Raw genomic sequence first — 14,266 nt, forward strand, 5'->3', positions numbered from 1 at the left:
CTATTTTCACTTGGATGGGGCGCAGTCATGGCCATCGGCATGGGCGCGCACGCCGTCATTGCCGTGCAGGACGGTATGGGGACGGACGAACCGTTCCCCACTGGGACAGGCCGCGTCGGCGATGCGCGGCAGGTCGCGCGGTCCCTGAGCACAGGCGGTCAACGCCATGGCCAGGAACAGGACAGGCAGCAGGCGTTTCATCACAGCCTCCCTTCGGCAAGATTGTCTTCGCTGGGCTGAACCGGGGCGGCGAACCGGCGGTAGAGCGCCGGCAGCACGATCAGGGTCAGCAAGGTGGCGGTGATCAGGCCGCCGATGACGACGGTGGCGATGGGCCGCTGCACCTCCGCCCCCACCCCGGTAGACAGCGCCATGGGCACGAAGCCCAGGCTGGCCACCAGGGCGGTCATCAGCACAGGCCGCAGGCGCGTCATCGCCCCTTCCCGCACCGCCTGATCCAATTCCATGCCCCTCAGCCGCAATTGCCGGATGAAGGACAGCATGACCAGCCCGTTCAGCACCGCGATACCCGACAGGGCGATCATGCCGACCGCAGCGGAGATGGAGAAAGGCATGCCCCGCAGATACAGCGCCAGGATGCCGCCCGTCAGCGCCAGCGGCACGCCGCTGAACACCAGGACGGCATCACGGGCGGAGCCCAGCGCGCTGTAGAGCAGCAGGAAGATCAGGGCAAAACAGGCCGGCACCACGATCATCAAGCGGTCGCGCGCCGCGATCAGGTTTTCGAACTGCCCGCCCCAGGTGACCCAGTACCCCGCCGGCACCGCAACCTGCGCCGCCAGCTTTTCCTGGGCCTCGGCCACGAAGGACCCGATATCGCGGCCCCGGACATTGGCCTGCACCACGATGCGGCGCTTGCCGTTTTCGCGGCTGATCTGGTTGGGACCTTCGGCAAAGCGGATGCTTGCCACCTCACCCAGCGGCACCGTCCGAGCCGCCTCTCCCTCCACCGCTGCCAGTGGGATCGGCAGGGTCGCCAGCGCGTCGGGATCATTGCGCAGGCTGTCAGGCAGGCGGACCAGGATGTCAAAGCGACGGTCACCCTGATAGACCAGCCCCGCCTCACGCCCGCCAACCGCGATGGCCAGGACCTCCTGCACATCGGCCACCGACAGGCCGAAGCGGGATGCCCGGTCGCGGTCGACCTCCACATTCAGGAACGATGCGCCCGACACCTGTTCGGCCCGCACATCCGCCGCGCCCGGCACCGTCTGGATCACTGCGGCAATTTGGTTGGCGGTGGCCAGCAGCGTATCGAAATCATCGCCGAACACCTTGATGGCAACGTCGCCGCGCACGCCGGCCAGCAATTCGTTGAAACGAAGCTGGATGGGCTGGCTGACCTCATAGACCTGCCCCGGCAGGCTGCCCACGGCCTTTTCCAGCCGCTGCACCAGTTCGGCCTTGGACAGGCCGGGATCAGGCCATTGGTCACGCGGCTTCAGCATCACGAACATGTGGGAGATGCCGGGCGGCATGACATCCGTCCCGATCTCCGCCGTGCCCGTCTTGGAAAAGGCGAAGGCCACTTCCGGGAAGGCGGCGATAACCTTTTCGATCTCCAGCTGCTGTTCGGTGGCCTGGGGCAGGCTGGTGCTGGGGATGCGGAACGCGTTCAGCGCCACATCGCCTTCATCCAACTGCGGGATAAACTCCTGCCCCAGCTGCGTGAACAGCAGCAGCGACAGGCCGAACAGGGCCGCAGCAAAGCCCGCGGCCTTGACCGGTGCGTCCAGCGCCCGGTTCAGCCAGGGACGGTACCAGTCGCCGGCCCGGCGGATGATCACATTCTCCTTCTCCTCCACCTTGCCCGACACGAAAATGGCGATCAGGGCGGGGACCAGGGTCAGGGACAGGATGAAGGCCGCGACCAGGGCGATGATGACGGTCAGCGCCATCGGCTCGAACATCTTGCCCTCCACCCCGGTGAAGGTCAGCAGCGGCAGATAGACGACGATGATGATGGCCTGGCCATAGACCGACGGCTGGATCATCTCCTTCGCGGCTTCCATCACTTCGGCCAGCCGTTCATTCAGGGTCAGGACGCGGCCCAGATGATGCTGCCTTTCGCCCAGTCGGCGCAGGCAGTTTTCCGCGATGATCACAGCCCCGTCGACGATCAGGCCGAAATCAAGCGCGCCCAGGCTCATCAGATTGGCGCTGACGCCTGCCTCCAGCATACCCGTCGCTGTCATCAGCATGGTGACGGGAATGACCAGGGCCGTGATCAGGGCCGCGCGGATGTTGCCCAGCAGCAAGAACAGGACCGCGATGACCAGAAGCGCGCCCTCGGTCAGGTTCTTGGCCACCGTCTTGATGGTGGCATTCACCAGATCGGTGCGGTCCAGTACCGTCTTGGCCATGATGTCGGCGGGCAGAGAGCGGCGGATATCCTGAAGCTTGGTATCGACCGCATCGGCAACGGTACGGCTGTTCTGCCCAATCAGCATCAGGGCAGTACCCACCACCACCTCACGCCCATTCTCGCTGGCCGACCCGGTGCGCAGTTCCTGGCCCGTCTGCACCGTTGCCACATCCGACAGACGTACGGGCACGCCGCCGCGCGTGGCGATGACGGTGCCGGCAATCTGTTCAGCGGTAGAGATGCGACCGTCGGAGCGGACGATGAGCAGTTCCCCGTTCCTCTCCATCTGGCCGGCACCTAAGCTCTGATTGGCGCGTTCCAGCGCCGCCCCCAGATCGGCGAAGGTCAGGCCGAAACTGACCAGACGGGCCGGGTCGGGCAGGACGTGATATTGCCTTACATGGCCGCCGATCGTGTCGATCCCGGCCACGCCGCGTACGCCCTTCATCTGCGGCGCCACGATCCAGTCCTGGACTGTGCGCAGATAGGTTGCCCGTTCCACCTCCGTCGTCAGGCGTTCACCCTCGGGCGTCTGAAAGGACCCGTCAGGCTGCCAACCGGCGGCACCGGCCTTGGCCTTATTGGCATCAAAGGGCGCATATTCGACGGTCCACATATAGACCTCGCCCAGGCCCGTGGAGATCGGACCCATGGTGGGCGTCAGGCCAGGCGGCAGACGGTCGCGCGCCTCACCCAACCGTTCGGCCACCTGCTGTCGAGCGAAATAGATATCGACCTTTTCCTCAAAAATGGCCGTGACCTGGGACAGGCCATTGACGGAGATGGAGCGGGTATCTTCCAGCCCCGCGATACCGGCGAGCGCCGTTTCGACGGGGTAGGTCACCTGCTGTTCCACCTCAAAAGGCGACAGGGCGGGGGCCAGCGTGGTGATCTGGATCTGGTTGTTGGTGATGTCGGGAACGGCGTCGATGGGCAGGTTCAGCAGTGAACGTGCCCCGAACGCCGCCAGTACCGCCACCATAAGCACCACCAGCACGCGGCGCCGGATGGCGAAGGACAGGATGGGTTCGATCATCATCCCCTCCCGTCAATGCGCGTGGCTGTGGGAGGCTTCCCCACGCGACGCCTCGGCCTTCAATAGGAAGGTGTTGCCCGTCGCCACCTGTTCACCGGGGAACAGGCCGAAGGTGATCTCGGCAAAGCGGCTGTTGCGCCGCCCCACCTCCACCACGCGCGGTTCAAACCCCTCCTCATTGCGCACGAAGACGACATTGTCACCGTTCAGGACCTGCAAAGCGCTGGCCGGCACGGCGATATCCGCCATCTCTCCACCCGCCTGGATGCTGCCGGACCCGAAATCGCCCGGACGCCACTCGCCATCGGCGTTGTCCAGGGCGGCCACGACGCGCGCGGCGCCCGTCTGCGGGTCCAGGGTGGCACCGGCGGCAACCACCTTGCCCTCCGCACTGCGCCCACCCTGGCCGGTCAGGCTGACGGGCTGGCCCTCCTTCACGGCGGGCAGGTCGGCGGCATAGACGGGCAGTTCGACCCAGACGCTGGATAGGTCGGCGACGGAGAAGACCTCCTTTTCCGCCGACAGCAGCTCGCCGCGCACCGCCTCCTTCCCGATGACGCGGCCCGCGATGGGGGACCGCACCTCCAGACGGCCCAGGCTGAAGGGCTGCTTATCCAGGCCGGTGATTTCCGCCGGGGACAGGCCCAGCACCGTCAGACGCTGCTTGGCGGCGGCCAGGGCGATGGCGGCGGTTTCAGCGGCGGCGCGGGCGGTCAGGTAATCCTGCTCCGCCGATACCTGCTTGCGCCACAGCCCCTCTTCCCGCAACAGGGTGGTGGCGGCCAATGTGTTCTGGCGCAGGGCCGACAGATACTCGGCCTTGGCATCGGCCAGATCACGGCTGTCCAACACCAGCAGCACATCGCCCGGCTGCACCGGCTCGCCCAGGCGCTTATGCACCTCCGTCACGATGCCGGACACGCGCAGGGTGACATGCACCATCTTGTCGGCATCGGCCACGACCGTGCCCGTGACGCGGATATCACGGGACACAGGTCCGGGTGCCGCCTCCACCAGCGTGATCTTGGAGCGGGTGATGGTGGCGGCGTCCATATGGATGGTACCCCCTTCGTCCTCATGCTCCTCCTCACCCGCGCCATGATCATGGCCATCGCCGGCCTTGGTCGCGACAGGCTTGGGGGCACCGGTGAAGCTTTTGACGGCAAAGCCGCCGGCCAGCAGCAGGGTGATGGCGGAGACGCCGATCAGGACATGTTTCTTCGTGATGTTCATGGGGACACCTCAATGTCCGGGGCGGTCAGCCGGTCAAGCTCGGCCCGCGCGTCGTGGAAGCCCTGCAGGGCGTTGATCAGATCGGTGCGTGCGTCGACCAGCGTGCGCTGTGCCTCCAGCACCTCCAGATAGGCGAACTTGCCCTGGGCATAGCCTTCATTGGCCAGACCGAAGGCCTGTTCAGCGGTCGGGATGATGCTGTCCTGCAGCGTGCGGGCCGTGTCGCGGGCAGCCGCCAGATTGGCTCGGGCGGCATGGGTGCGGCGGTCCAGGTCGATGCGTTCGGCGGCCAGATCGGCCTCCGCCGCAACCAGATCGGCCCGCGCCTTGGCGATGCCGCCCCGGTTGCTGTCAAAGATCGGGATGGGCACCGACACGCCCACCAGAAAGGCATTCTCCCCATCCTCCCGGAACTGCCGGAAGCCGGCGGACAGGGTGACATCGGGGATCGCCTTGGCCCGTTCCACCGACAGTTCCGCCCGCCCCCGCGCCACATCGGCCTGACGACGGCGCAGATCGGCGGCGTCACCGCCGGCTGCCGCATCATCGGCGTCCATGCGGGTGAACCAGCCTTCGTCCAGGGCCAGCGCGGCGGGGGACAGGCCGGTCAGGCCGGCCAGCGTCTGGCGCGCGATGGTCAGGCGACGATTGGCCTGATCCAGGGCCAGTTGCGCCTGACGCCGGGCGATGTCGGCGCGCGAGGCCTGGATCGGCGCCTCCCGCCCCGCCTCCACCCGCGCCTTGATGGTGTCCTGCACAGCCACGGCCAGGCGCAACCCGTCCTGGGTCAGGGCCACCTGCCGCGATGCTGCCACCGCCTCCGACAGGGCCAGGCGCACATCGCGCGCCAGATCCAGGCGAGCCAGCGCCAAATCTGCCGCCGCGCCGTCGCGGACCGCACGGGCGGCATCGGTGCGCCGTCCGCGTTTACCGCCCAGTTCAATGGTCTGCGACAGGCTGTAAGTGCGTTCCGACGACCGGAAATCACGGTAGGGACCGGAGCCGGAGAAATTTTCCAGCTCAAACCCAATCTCCGGATTGGGGCTGGTATCGGCTTGGTCGACGGCCCCGCCGGCGGCATCCAGCCGGGCGCGCGCCGCCGCACCACGCGGCGCATGTTCAAGGGCCAGCGCGATGGCGGTGTCAGGGGTCAGAAGGGCCTGTTTGGGGGACAGTGTTGAAAACGGGGTGGGGTTGGCGGCGGGCGTGGATTGCGCCCATGCCGCCGGAGCCCCGGCGATGAAAATCGCCAGGGCGACCGCATGATGCAGCCGCATGAATACTCCGCAATGACGAACGGATACCGGGCCGCCCGGTCAGGGCGGCGGCGAGGGAGATCGGTTCGTCAGGCGCGCGGGGGTTCGTCGGGAAGCGTCGGGTCGGCGCTATCCGGCAGCAGCAGGGCGTCCGCCGGATAGGCGGTCACGCCCCAGACCACGGGTTCCACCAATCGGGCCGCGCGGGCCCGGTCGGCCACGTGGATGTGGCTGCATTCGTGGTGGCAATCCATGGAGATTTTGCCGGCGGGTGCATGGTCCGCCCCGGCCAGCATCTGCGTATGTCCCGTCTGGTCATGCCCCGTCTGCCCATGGCTATGCGACAGGTCCCGGGCGTGAAGCCCAGGGACATTCATCAGGAATGCCGCCAGCAGCAGAAGGGTCGCAAGGAAACGCATGGATACGAAGGTAGGGATTTCGCGGGGCCGGCGCAAGATGTCCTGCCCCGCTTTGATCGAATCATATGCTGTCCTTATGGTCGCAGGCGGGGGACTGTGCCAGTGCGCTTGTCATCGCAGTTACCCTCCCCCTGAATGTCAGACCCGCAACCGCCCCTCCACCAGTGCCTCCAGCCGTGACAGCGGCACATTACCCGTCATGACCAGCGCATCGTTGAAGCGGCGGAAATCATATTTCCCACCCAGCCGGTCCTTCAGGGTATCACGCACCCGGTTAATCGCCGTATGCCCGATCTTGTAGGCGCAGGCTTGGCCCGGCCAGGAGCAGTAGCGGTCCACCTCCCGCGACACCTGTGCCGCTGTGGAGCCATTGTTGGTGACAAACCAGTCGATGGCCTGCGCCCTTGTCCAGCGCTTGGCATGAATGCCGGTATCCACGACCAGACGGCAAGCGCGGAACGCCATGGATTGCAGGTAGCCCAACTGTCCGATGGGATCGTCCTTATAGACGCCCAGCTCATCGGCCAGTTGCTCGGCATAGAGCGCCCAGCCCTCGGTATAGGCGCTGTAGGCCAGCAGGGTACGGATCAAGGGCAGCTTGTAGCTATATTCCCCCTGCCAGATATGGCCGGGAATGCCCTCATGATAGGAGAGCGTGGGCAGGGCGTGGCGCGGCCAGATGCTGGTGTCGCGCAAGTTGATGTAATAGGAGCCGGGCTGGCTGCCATCCATCGACCCGGCGCTGGCATAGCCGCCGGGGGCGCCAGCCTCAATAGCGACGGGCACCCGCTTGACCACCAGCTTGCCGGGCACCAGAACCGTGAAGGCCTGCGGCATCCGGGTGCGGATATCATCGACCCGGCCATTGATATAGGCCAGCAGGTCGGCGCGGCCCTTGTCGTCGTTGGGCCACAGATATTTGGGGTCCTTGCCCAATGCTGCCATACGGTCGCCCACCGTCCCCTGGGTCAGACCCTGGGCGCGCAGCAGCGGTTCCATGCGGGATTGCAGCATTTTCAGCTGCTCCAGCCCCATGGCATGCACCTCGTCCGGGGACAGGCTGGTGGTGGTGGCCGCACTCAACGCCCAGGCATAGTAATCCGCCCCCTGCGGCAGGGCCCAGACGCCGGCATCGCTGCGCGCGCGCCGGCGTTGCTGCTCCATCACCGCCTGCTGTCGCTTCAGGGCGGGCAGGACCTTTTCAGTGATGATGGATGCCGCCTCGCCGGGTTTGGCATGGCCCACCTGCTTTGCACCGGCCTCGAAATGTTTCACCAGCTCCCAATCGGCCACCGGCGTGCCGGCCACGCCCGTGAACTGCCCGATGGCCTTGTCCAGCAGGAAATCGGGCAAGGTGTAGCCCTGGCCACCCTCCACCCGCAGCCGTTCGGTTTCCGCATCCAGCGCCGTGGCATATTGGGTCAGGCGCGAGAGGTAGCTGTCGGCGTCTTCCCTGGTTTCGATCTTGTGCTGGCTGGTCAGGAAGTCCGGTACCTCGACAAAGGCGCCGACATTCTGGGCCACGGCATAGGGGCTGTTGCGGTAGGAATAGCTCTGGTTCAGCAGCGCCATGTCGCCGAAGCGGAAACCATGCCCCTTGGCCGACAGTTCCAGCGTGGCCTGCGCCACCTCCAGATTGGCCTGCATCTCTGCCGACAGGCCGGCGCGGTCCAGCGCCTTCACGGTCGCCAGCTGTTCCTTGACCACGCCACGCTGCGCCTCGATCCCGGCCAGCGACCGGTCACCCAGTCTGGCGCGCAGGCCCGCATGCCTGTCCTTGTCGATGCCCAGCTGTGTGGCGTTTTCCGGATACCAGGCCAGGATACGGTCGGTCAGCTGATCCAGGAACGCCTGGGCCTTGGCGGTGGCGCCATCACCGGCGGCGGCCAGGGCACGGGGGGCCAGCCCCATCATCGCCAGCGAAGCGGTACCGGCCAGAAGCTGGCGGCGGGTGGGGGAAGCGGCAGTACGGGTCATGCGGTTTTGCCTTCACCAGGGTCCGAACGGAAGGGCCGGCATTATGCGACGCATCCTACCCCTTCCGTCCAGCGGGAACCGGACCCGATAGAGCGGGACGATGGAACCGGTTGCGGCCTGCTGCAGGGAACCACCGGTCCACAGGCCGGGACATTATCGGAAGTCACAGGAACCGGGCGCCGTGACCCTTGTTACCTGCGGGTGCCGATCGACCGGCAGGGTGCGGCGTGTCCGGGCCCTGGCCAGGGGTAATCCCAAAAGGGTTCAAATCCTTTTCGGAACTACCCCCGATCCACCCGTGCAAGTGGCGGAATTCAGTGCCCATCATCCGGCGGGTGCCATCCGGCAGGACCATCAGACTTAAGGGAAGGGAGCCGGATATGTCCCGCAGGGGGATAGAGCGGTTACGGGTAGGGATGGCCACGGGGATCGCGACGGCGCTGATCATGTCCGGCTGCGCCAATGTCCGCCCGGACCCCACCCAGCGTCCGGCGGCCAGCGCACCGGCCACCACGACCCCCAAGCCTACCGCGCAGGCCAAGGTAACCGCCACCCAAGCCGCCAAGACAAAACCGGCAAAGCCACGCCGACAGCCAGGACAGGCACCGGACCAACCCGCCGCCCCACCGGTACCGGTACCGGAAACGGTGGCAACGGTGTCCCCCCTGCTGCCCGTGGGCATGGATGAAGGCAGCCTGACCCGCGCCCTGGGTCCGCCGGCCAGCAGCCGGGAGGAGACGCCGGCGCGCGTCCTGTCCTTCCGCCGCCGCGAATGCGCCCTGAACCTTACCCTTTATCCGGACGTCGAGACGCGGGTGTTCCGCGCCCTGTCCTATGAGGTGACCAGCGATGATCAGGATGAACGAGCAGTCAGAGTTTGTGCGGCCCGGTTCGGTATTGCCAACGATGACGGACTTGGCGTCGCAGCCCGGAAATAGGCGTCTGGAGGAAGGGGGCCTGCGTCTGGCCCTGGTCGATGATGATGATGATTTCCGCGAAGTGGTGGGGGCGGAGTTGGAGGATCATGGCTTTGCCGTCACCAGCTTCCCCGACGGGCCGCCCCTGCTGGACTATCTGGCCGATGGCAACGAGGCCGATGTCATCATCCTGGACTGGAACCTGCCCACCTGGAACGGCATCGACCTGCTGCCGCAATTGCGCCGCCGGGGCGTGAACATCCCCGTCATCATCCTGACCGCCCTGTCGGGCACCAGTTTCGAGATGGCGGCGCTGGAGCGTGGGGCCCTGGATTTCATCGACAAGTCGCGCGGCGTGCCCGTGCTGGCCCGGCGCGCCCGGTTGATCGCCGATGCCGCCAAGCTGCCGCCGGGCACACCGGTGGAGGACAGTGTCGACCATGGCGCCCTGGTTCTGCGCCCGCGCCTCAGCCGGGCCTACTGGCGCGGGGTCGATGTGGAGCTGACGGTGACGGAGTTCAACATCGTTCAGCGGCTGGTGGACAATGCCGGCGACCATGTCACCTACCGGGCGATCTATGACTGCGTGCATCGCAGCGGTTTCATCGCGGGGAGCGGGGAAGATGGCTATCGAACAAATGTCCGATCCTCGGTCAAGCGCATTCGAAACAAGTTCCGCGCCATCGACCCCGGATTCGGGGAGATCGAGAACTTCGCCGCCTTCGGATATTGCTGGCGAAACCCGCCGACCCCGGCTTGACGATCTGTGGCGGCGCGCGGGGCTGGCCCTGTCGTCGCTGACCTTCCGGCTGATCATCCTGGTCGGCATCTTCGTGGCGCTGCCCGTCATCCTGTACGGGCAGTTCGAACGCGCCGACAAGCAGAGCCGCGATCTGGTGGCCGACAGCCTGCGCCGCAATGGCTGGCTGGTGGCGCAAGCGCTGGCCGCCCGCCTGGAACAGCGCGAGGATGTGCCACCGGTGGAACTGAACGCCATGCTGGCCCGGTTTGCCGATAATGGCACCATCCTGAAACTGATGTTCAAGCCCAGCCAGGGCGGGGCGGCAGGCGGCTTCTATTTCGTGGCCTCGGCCCCGCGCGTACCCGCCGATCAGATGGGGGCCGATCTGGATGTGCTGGCCCGCCACGGCATCCTGAAATCGCTGGGCGACAGCTGCACCTGGGACAAGCCTGTCGAAATCCGCTACCGCCAGATGGACGGGGCGGAGGAAATTCTGACCTCGGTCATCCCCATCCAGGGGCGGCGCGGCTGCTGGGCCCTGGTCTCTGCCGATAACTCCTCTGCCCTGCTGAACACCGCCTTTGGCCGCCCCTACTGGCAAACGGACAATATCCGTATGGCGGCTGTCATCTACCTGGCCTTCGCGGGCCTGGCCCTGCTGGTCGTGCTGAAGGCGCGGGTCGCGTTGCGGCATTTCCGGCGGGTTGCGGGGGACATAAGGCGGGGCGGGGCTGGGGCCGCCCGCTTCACCGACCGCAACCCCCTGCCCGAACTGGCCAGCGTGGCCGGTGATTTCGACCGGCTGGTGCAGGACCTGCACCGGGCGGCGGCGAATATCAGGGGCACGGCGGAGGAGAATGCCCATTCGGTGAAGGCGCCGCTGGCCGTGATCCGGTCGGCCCTTCAGCCGTTGAAGGCCGTGACCCCGCGGGAGGATCAGCGGGCCCAGCGCGCCCTGCAGCTGATCGAAACGGCCCTGTCGCGCCTGTCGGCCCTGATCTCCGCAGCACAACGCCTAGGCAACGATACTGCCGATTTCATCGAGGCGCCGAAGCTGCGCATCAATCTGACCCATGTGGTGGCCGACGCCCTGCACAATGCGCGCGATATCTCCATCGACCGCCAACTGCGCTTCATCCGTCATCTGGATGAGAATGTGCGGGTCCTGGCGCCCGACGGTATTCTGGACATCATCGTCGAGAACATCCTGGACAATGCCATCGGCTTCTGCCGGCCCGGCGGCACCATCGAAACGACCCTGACCCGGTCGGCGGGCCGCGTCGATCTGATCATCGATGATGAAGGGCCGGGCATCGACCCCAACAAGATTGAGCATATTTTCGACCGCAACTTCTCCTTCCGGCCTGCCGGTACCGCGGCGGGGGAACCCGCCCATGCCGGGCTGGGCCTGTGGATCGTGCGCCACCATGTGGAGGCGCTGGGCGGCAGCGTCACGGCATCCAACCGACCGGGCGGCGGCCTGCGCATGCATGTCCGCCTGCCGCATCTTCAGGGATGATATGCCGGACCACAGCATGATCACTGGCCGCATCCGACCGGGTCGCCCACGGTAACCGGGCCGGCGGGAAACGGGAGGCCCGCCGGTGCCGACCCCGCCCCCTTCCCCACCCGGAACCGGATGCGCGCCACCACCCCATCCAGGCGGCAGGGCCCCCTGCCCCGCCGCCCGATTCAGCCCCTGCGCCAACGCACGGTGCCAGCACCGGCGGCAGCGGGCGGCGGTCCCTGGCCGCTGCTACTGTCCGGGATGGCCTTGCTGTCGGGCCTGGGCATCGGCCTTTGGCTGGGTCTGGCGGCGGGGCTTCTGGCCGGTGCCGCCGCCTGGGTGGCGGGATCGCTGTTGGGCCGGCGGCGGGGGGACCCGCGTGATTTTCGCGATGCCGACGCGGTGGAGGCGGCAACGGACCTTGCGGTCCTGGCGGCCCTTCCCGAACTGCCCGATGGTGCCCACGCCATGGAACAGGTGCTGCGCGATCCAGCATCAATGCTGGCGGCGGACCTGCGCGCCATCCATGCCGCCCTTCTGTCCACCCATCCCGCCGGCCGCCCCCTGACGGTGGCCATCGGATCGGCGGAGAAGGGGGAAGGACGGTCGCTGCTGGCCGCCACGCTGGGCCGGTTGCTGGCCAGCGAGGGGCAGCGCGTGCTGCTGATCGATGCCGACTGGGGCCGACCCGGACAGCATGCGCTGTTCGCGATGTCCCCCGCACCGGGTCTGGCAGAGCTTCTGTCCCCCCACCCGCCGGGGGTGGATGAGGTGGTCCGAACCGATCCCGTCTCTGGCCTGGACCTGATCCCGGCGGGCCGGGGAAGGTTGGGGGCGCGGGCCCTGCTGTCGGCGCGCATGAAGGCGCTGCTGGCTGATCTGTCGGGCGGCTATGACCTGCTGCTGCTGGACCTGCCGCCCCTGCTGGACGCGTCCGATGCGACGCTGGTGGCGGGGATGATGGACCGGGTTCTGTATGCCATCCGCTGGCGCTACACGCGGCGGGGCCGGACCCTGGGCACCCTGACCCGGTTGCGCAAGGCGCGGGGCCGGGTGGCGGGCATCGTCCTGACCCGCGTGGGGACGGCGGAGGCACCGTGACCCTGGTTGCGGCGCAACATAATCAGGACACAGATTGACCACAGGCCGACGCGCCATTGCGGTTGTTATAGTCGGCACCTGGGAATGACGAAACCAACAAACTATTGCCGCCACCCGCGAAGTATTCGCAGGCGATGGGCACCCTTTACCCACGGAGATGGAGCGTATCATGGCATCGCAAGCCTTTACGGCCCCCCTGTCGCGGCAAGCTGTTCTGGTCGGTTCTTCGGCTGGCGCGCGCGGTTATGACTGGCACCGCCTGCATGCCGCCGCCATTGACCAGCATCTGGACCGTGAACGCCGTCCCGCAGTGCGGCAAAACCCGGCCACAAGGATCAGCAAGCGGCTGTTCGACATCGCCGCATCGGCATCGCTGCTGGCGCTGCTGTCCCCCCTGTTCCTGACGCTGGCCGTGCTGGCCAAGCGTGATGGCGGGCCGGTGCTGTTCGGTCATCGCCGTGTCGGCGCGCGGGGCCAGCCCTTCAAATGCTGGAAGTTCCGTACCATGGTGCCCAACGCGGAGGCCGTGCTGGCCCGCCTGCTGGCCACCGATCCGGCGGCACGGGCGGAGTGGGAGCGCGATTTCAAGCTGCGCGATGATCCGCGCGTCACCAGGGTCGGCCGTTTCCTGCGCACCACCAGCCTGGATGAGCTGCCGCAATTGCTGAACGTGCTGGCCGGCGATATGAGTCTGGTCGGCCCCCGCCCCATCGTGGCGGACGAGGTCCGGCGCTATGGCGCGGCCTTCCATGATTATTCCCGCTGCCGCCCCGGCATCACGGGCGTGTGGCAGATCAGCGGGCGCAACGATACCGGCTATGGCGAGCGGGTGCGGCTGGACCGCGACTATGCCCGCAACTGGAGCTTCCTGTCCGACCTGCGCGTGCTGCTGCGCACGCCATCGGCGGTGCTGCGCCGCGACGGCGCCTATTGAGGCGGGCCGTCCCCATGAAGGCGCCCGCGATCAGCCTGCTTCTCCTGCTGCCCCTGCTGCTGACCGCCTGTGCGCAGCGGCAGGCGGCCCTGCCACGGGCGCCGCAGGTAGCGACGCCTGTGGCCGGCACCGCTGCCACCCTGCCGGGATACAAGGTGCAAGTGGGCGACATGCTCTATATCCGCCTCTACCTCAATCCGGAGCTGAACGAGGAAGTGGTGGTGCGGCCCGACGGCATGATCTCCACCGCCATCGCCGAGGATGTGATGGCCTATAACCGCGCGCCGTCGGAGATTTCGGCCAGCCTGCGGGAGAAGTACCGGACGCTGCTGACCGATCCGCAGATCAGCGTGATCGTCCATTCCTTCGCGCCCAACCGCGTCTATGTGGCCGGTGAGGTGGGCAGCCCCGGTGAATTCATCACCGTCGGCCCCAACCTGACCGTGACCCAGGCCATCGCGCGGGCCGGCGGGGTGAAGCTGTCGGCCTCACGCGAAAATATCTTCATCCTGCGGCGGGGCGACGGCGACAAGCCGCAGGCCATGGCCGTCGACTACATGGCCGCAATCACGGGCCAGGACCCCGCCGCCGATGTGCGGCTGGCCCAGTATGACGTGGTCTATGTGCCGCGCACGGGCGTCTATGAGGCCTACACCTTCTGGAACCAGTTCGTGCAGCAGTTCGTGCCCTTCAATTGGGGCTTCACCTACAACATCAACCCTTCGAACAACTGACGAAGGATTGCTGGTCCACCCTGC

General features: G+C 66.9%; 12 protein-coding genes. 6 read left to right on the forward strand and 6 right to left on the reverse strand.

Going from position 1 to position 14,266, the window contains the following annotated elements; all coding sequences use genetic code 11:
* Nucleotides 1-6: 6 nt before the first annotated feature.
* From ACT6Q8_RS22975 to ACT6Q8_RS23000, 6 genes are all read right to left on the reverse strand, one after another.
* Nucleotides 7-201: a hypothetical protein gene (locus ACT6Q8_RS22975; protein WP_054168458.1), complete on the reverse strand. Its 195-nt coding sequence runs from the start codon at nt 199-201 to the stop codon at nt 7-9.
* Complete coding sequence (locus ACT6Q8_RS22980; RefSeq protein WP_444734841.1) at nt 201-3,425, reverse strand: efflux RND transporter permease subunit; 3,225 nt, start codon at nt 3,423-3,425, stop codon at nt 201-203. The genes ACT6Q8_RS22975 and ACT6Q8_RS22980 overlap by 1 nt, the downstream gene beginning before the upstream one ends.
* Nucleotides 3,426-3,434: 9 nt before the next feature.
* Complete coding sequence (locus ACT6Q8_RS22985; RefSeq protein WP_444734840.1) at nt 3,435-4,655, reverse strand: efflux RND transporter periplasmic adaptor subunit; 1,221 nt, start codon at nt 4,653-4,655, stop codon at nt 3,435-3,437.
* Complete coding sequence (locus ACT6Q8_RS22990; RefSeq protein WP_444734839.1) at nt 4,652-5,932, reverse strand: TolC family protein; 1,281 nt, start codon at nt 5,930-5,932, stop codon at nt 4,652-4,654. Before ACT6Q8_RS22990 ends, ACT6Q8_RS22985 begins: the two co-directional genes overlap by 4 nt.
* Nucleotides 5,933-6,000: 68 nt before the next feature.
* Nucleotides 6,001-6,330, reverse strand: coding sequence for a hypothetical protein (locus ACT6Q8_RS22995; protein WP_054168455.1), 330 nt, complete (start codon nt 6,328-6,330; stop codon nt 6,001-6,003).
* A gap of 138 nt (nt 6,331-6,468) precedes the next feature.
* A complete protein-coding gene (locus ACT6Q8_RS23000) occupies nt 6,469-8,307 on the reverse strand; it encodes a DUF885 domain-containing protein (protein WP_054168454.1) in 1,839 nt (612 codons plus the stop codon).
* A gap of 416 nt (nt 8,308-8,723) precedes the next feature.
* Between ACT6Q8_RS23000 and ACT6Q8_RS23005 the strand changes: the two genes are divergently transcribed.
* The 6 genes from ACT6Q8_RS23005 (at nt 8,724) to ACT6Q8_RS23030 (ending at nt 14,242) form a co-directional block, all read left to right on the forward strand.
* Nucleotides 8,724-9,245 carry a hypothetical protein gene (locus tag ACT6Q8_RS23005; protein WP_444734838.1) on the forward strand — a complete coding sequence of 174 codons (522 nt, stop codon included), beginning with the start codon at nt 8,724-8,726 and terminating at the stop codon, nt 9,243-9,245.
* The gene (locus ACT6Q8_RS23010) at nt 9,214-9,984 is read left to right on the forward strand and encodes a response regulator transcription factor (protein ID WP_054168452.1); all 771 of its coding nucleotides are present in this window, start codon (nt 9,214-9,216) and stop codon (nt 9,982-9,984) included. The genes ACT6Q8_RS23005 and ACT6Q8_RS23010 overlap by 32 nt, the downstream gene beginning before the upstream one ends.
* Before the next feature lie 73 nt (nt 9,985-10,057).
* Nucleotides 10,058-11,485 (forward strand): sensor histidine kinase, encoded by a 1,428-nt coding sequence (locus tag ACT6Q8_RS23015; RefSeq protein ID WP_054168451.1) that lies wholly within the window; start codon nt 10,058-10,060, stop codon nt 11,483-11,485.
* 120 nt (nt 11,486-11,605) lie between these two features.
* Entirely contained in the window at nt 11,606-12,574 is a 969-nt protein-coding gene (locus ACT6Q8_RS23020; protein WP_444734837.1) for a CpsD/CapB family tyrosine-protein kinase, read from the forward strand.
* A 169-nt stretch (nt 12,575-12,743) separates the two neighbouring features.
* Nucleotides 12,744-13,508, forward strand: a complete 765-nt coding sequence (locus tag ACT6Q8_RS23025) for a sugar transferase (protein ID WP_444734836.1) — start codon at nt 12,744-12,746, stop codon at nt 13,506-13,508.
* Nucleotides 13,509-13,522: 14 nt separating this feature from the next.
* The gene (locus ACT6Q8_RS23030) at nt 13,523-14,242 is read left to right on the forward strand and encodes a polysaccharide biosynthesis/export family protein (RefSeq protein ID WP_054168449.1); all 720 of its coding nucleotides are present in this window, start codon (nt 13,523-13,525) and stop codon (nt 14,240-14,242) included.
* Nucleotides 14,243-14,266 lie beyond the last annotated feature (24 nt).

This window comes from Niveispirillum sp. (genome assembly GCF_052437035.1).
Classification (GTDB): Bacteria; Pseudomonadota; Alphaproteobacteria; order Azospirillales; family Azospirillaceae; genus Niveispirillum.

Coding starts and splice junctions, on each gene's coding strand:
- ACT6Q8_RS22985 (WP_444734840.1), bottom strand. CDS start 4,655: ATGAACATCACGAAGAAACATGTCCTGATCGGCGTCTCCGCCATCACC.
- ACT6Q8_RS22995 (WP_054168455.1), bottom strand. CDS start 6,330: ATGCGTTTCCTTGCGACCCTTCTGCTGCTGGCGGCATTCCTGATGAAT.
- ACT6Q8_RS23020 (WP_444734837.1), top strand. CDS start 11,606: ATGCGCGCCACCACCCCATCCAGGCGGCAGGGCCCCCTGCCCCGCCGC.
- ACT6Q8_RS23030 (WP_054168449.1), top strand. CDS start 13,523: ATGAAGGCGCCCGCGATCAGCCTGCTTCTCCTGCTGCCCCTGCTGCTG.
- ACT6Q8_RS23005 (WP_444734838.1), top strand. CDS start 8,724: ATGGCCACGGGGATCGCGACGGCGCTGATCATGTCCGGCTGCGCCAAT.
- ACT6Q8_RS23010 (WP_054168452.1), top strand. CDS start 9,214: ATGACGGACTTGGCGTCGCAGCCCGGAAATAGGCGTCTGGAGGAAGGG.
- ACT6Q8_RS23000 (WP_054168454.1), bottom strand. CDS start 8,307: ATGACCCGTACTGCCGCTTCCCCCACCCGCCGCCAGCTTCTGGCCGGT.
- ACT6Q8_RS22980 (WP_444734841.1), bottom strand. CDS start 3,425: ATGATGATCGAACCCATCCTGTCCTTCGCCATCCGGCGCCGCGTGCTG.
- ACT6Q8_RS23025 (WP_444734836.1), top strand. CDS start 12,744: ATGGCATCGCAAGCCTTTACGGCCCCCCTGTCGCGGCAAGCTGTTCTG.
- ACT6Q8_RS22990 (WP_444734839.1), bottom strand. CDS start 5,932: ATGCGGCTGCATCATGCGGTCGCCCTGGCGATTTTCATCGCCGGGGCT.
- ACT6Q8_RS22975 (WP_054168458.1), bottom strand. CDS start 201: ATGAAACGCCTGCTGCCTGTCCTGTTCCTGGCCATGGCGTTGACCGCC.